Raw genomic sequence first — 2,996 nt, 5'->3', positions numbered from 1 at the left:
TTCGCCAGTCGCACCACGTCGCGCCGCTGATCGTCCGCCGGCAGCAGCAGATCGTCCAGCCGCTTCTCGGAGATGAACGGGTACGTCAGCACCTGGGTGAGGCCCGCCTCGGCGAGGGAGCGGGCGACCGACTTCCTCACGATCTGCGAATGCGTGTAGCCGCGCCCGGGCGGAGCGGTGGGCAGCACGGACGGCAGCGCCTCGTAGCCACGAAGTCGCGCCACCTCCTCGACCAGGTTCACCGGCCCCTCGAGGTCCGCGCGCCAGGTGGGCGGGGTGACGACGAGCACCTCGCCGTCGCGCTCGACGGCGCAGCCCACCTGCTCGAGTGCGTCGATGACGTCCTCGGCGGTGTAGGGAACCCCCACCAGTTGGGACGGGTAGGCCCAGTCCATCTCGATTTCGCTCACCGCCGGCACGTCGTCGACGTCGGTGTAGACGTCCTCGACGGTGCCGCCGCCGAACTCGACCAACAGGTCGAGGGCACGCTGCACCGAGACGGGTGGCAGGGACGTGTCGACCGCCCGCTCGAAGCGCCGCGAGGCCTCGGAGCCCAGCTTGTGGCGTCGCGCGGACCTCGCGATGGTGATCGGGTCGAAGTGCGCGCCCTCCAGAAGGATGTCTGTGGTGGTCGCGGAGACCTCGGTGGTCGCCCCGCCCATGACGCCCGCGATGCCGATGGGCCGCGCGCCGTGCCCGCCCTCGGAGTCGGTGATCAGCAGGTCCTCCACGTCCAGGGCACGCTCGGCATCGTCCAAGGTGACGATGCTCTCCCCCGCCGCTGCGCGCCGCACCACGATGGGCGCGGTCACCGCGGCGAGGTCGTACGCGTGCAGCGGCTGACCCAGTTCGAGCATCACGTAGTTGGTGACGTCCACCGCGAGGGAGATGGACCGCATCCCAGACGCCGTGAGGCGCGCCTTCATCCACGCCGGCGACGGCGCGGTGGGGTCGAAGCCGCGCAGCACGCGAGCCACGAACCGGTCGCAGCCCACGGTGCCCCGCACGGGAGCACCGTCCTCGATGAGGACGGGGAAGGCGTCGCCCGCAGCGCCCGTGACCTCCAGGGAGGCCGGGTCGCGGAACGGCTGACCCGTCGCGTGCGAGTACTCCCGGGCGACGCCGCGGATCGAGAACGAGTAGCCGCGGTCGGGGGTGACGTTGATCTCGACGGTGCTCTGGTCGAGCCCGAGCAGCGCGATGGCGTCCTGGCCGGGCGTCAGATCGGCGGCGTCGAACCCGATCGTGGTGAGCACGATGATGCCGTCGTGGTCGTCTCCCAGCCCCAGCTCGCGCGCGGAGCAGATCATGCCGTCGGACCAGTGGCCGTAGGTCTTGCGTCCCGAGATGGGGAAGGGGCCGGGCAGCTCGGCGCCGGGCAGCACCACCACCACGTAGTCCCCCGCCTCGAAGTTGTGCGCGCCGCAGACGATGCCACGGCTGGACGGGTAGTCCACCGCGTCGTCGGGCCTGTGGCCGGGACCCGCCGGGTCGTTGTGCTCGCCCACGTCGACGCGGCAGTAGTTGATCGTCTTGCCGTTGGACTGCGGCTCCTTGACCACGGACAGCACGCGGCCCACCACCAGGGGGCCCTTCACCGGCGGGCCGTAGACGCCCTCCTCCTCGAGCCCGACGCGCGCGAGCGCGACCGAGACGTCGCCAGCGGACGTGCCGGGGACCAGGTCCACGTACTCCGCGAGCCACGACAGCGGAATCTTGGGCATCAGATCTCCATCCCGAACTGCTGCGAGAAGCGCACGTCGCCTTCGACCATGTCGCGCATGTCGGCGACGCCGTGGCGGAACATCAGGGTGCGCTCGATCCCCATGCCGAACGCGAAGGCGGTGTAGAGCTCAGGGTCGATCCCCGCGGCGACCAGCACGTTGGGGTGGGTCATCCCGCACCCGCCCCACTCGATCCAGCCCGTGCCGCGACACGTGCGGCACTCCGCATCGTCTCCTCCGCACACGAAGCAGCGCAGGTCCATCTCCGCACTGGGCTCGGTGAACGGGAAGAACGACGGGCGCAGGCGGGTGACCGCATCGGGCCCGAACATGGCGCGCGCGAAGTGATCGAGCGTGCCCTTGAGGTGGGCCATCGTCAGGCCCTTGTCGATCGCCAGGCCCTCGATCTGGTGGAACACCGGGGTGTGGGTGGCGTCGAGCTCGTCGGTGCGGAACGTCTTGCCCGGGCACACCACGTAGATGCCGCGACCCTGGTGGACCAGCGCGTCACGGCGCTCGAGGGCGGCGCGCACCTGCACCGGCGACGTGTGGGTGCGCAGCAGCAGTCCCGAGGACGGCGGCTCGATGAAGAACGTGTCCTGCATCTCGCGCGCCGGGTGATCGGGGTCGAAGTTGAGGGCGTCGAAGTTGAACCACTCCGCCTCCATCTCGGGGCCCTCGGCCACCTCCCAGCCCATGGACACGAACACGTCGCACATGCGCTCCTGCAGCGACTCCAGGGGGTGGCGGGCGCCCACCGCGCCGCGCTCGACGGGGAGCGTGATGTCCACGGCCTCCTCGACCAGCACCCGCGCGTCCCGCTCGGCCTCGAGCTCCGCGGTACGGGCCGCCAGAGCGGCGCCCAGGCGACCGCGCGCGGCGCCCATCGTCTTGCCCGCCGCGGCCTTGTCAGAGGGCGCGAGCTCCTTGATCTCGCGATTGGCGAGCGAGAGCGGAGCCTTGTCGCCGGAGTGCGCGAGCCGCGCCTCCTTGAGGTCGTCGAGCGTGGTCGCCGCTGCGTACGCGGCGAGCGCAGCCTCGACCGCGGCGTCCACGCCGGCAGGGTCCAGGGGTGAGAGAGAAGTCATGGAGTGGCCCTTCGCAGCCTCGTTCGAAACCTTCGGAAGTCTACCGTTCGCGCGGGGCACGCCAGGAGGGACGATGCGGGAGCGAGGGTCGCTGTCAGGCCCGGCGGTTCTCCCCGGGCCTAGCTAAAGAAACGCACGGCGGCGCGGCCGATGCGGCGGCGCGGGCTCGTGGTCATGGGGCCAC

The 2,996-nt window shown here is 71.1% G+C and carries 2 protein-coding genes; both read right to left on the bottom strand.

What is annotated here, in order from left to right:
• A partial coding sequence (gene pheT / locus Q0L54_RS10975) for a phenylalanine--tRNA ligase subunit beta (RefSeq protein WP_296668059.1) occupies positions 1-1,724 on the bottom strand: 1,724 nt, incomplete at its 3' end.
• Complete coding sequence (pheS, locus tag Q0L54_RS10970) at positions 1,724-2,812, bottom strand: phenylalanine--tRNA ligase subunit alpha (protein WP_296668058.1); 1,089 nt, start codon at positions 2,810-2,812, stop codon at positions 1,724-1,726. The genes pheT and pheS, both read right to left, overlap by 1 nt.
• Positions 2,813-2,996: the final 184 nt, after the last annotated feature.

The organism is Demequina sp. (assembly GCF_024642165.1).
Lineage (GTDB): Bacteria > Actinomycetota > Actinomycetes > Actinomycetales > Demequinaceae > Demequina.
Note: the sequence above shows the minus strand (reverse complement) of the source record. Positions and strands in the feature narration are given on the sequence as shown.

Bases quoted from the DNA above. Each gene is read 5' to 3' on its own strand.
- pheS (WP_296668058.1), bottom strand. From the start codon at position 2,812: ATGACTTCTCTCTCACCCCTGGACCCTGCCGGCGTGGACGCCGCGGTC.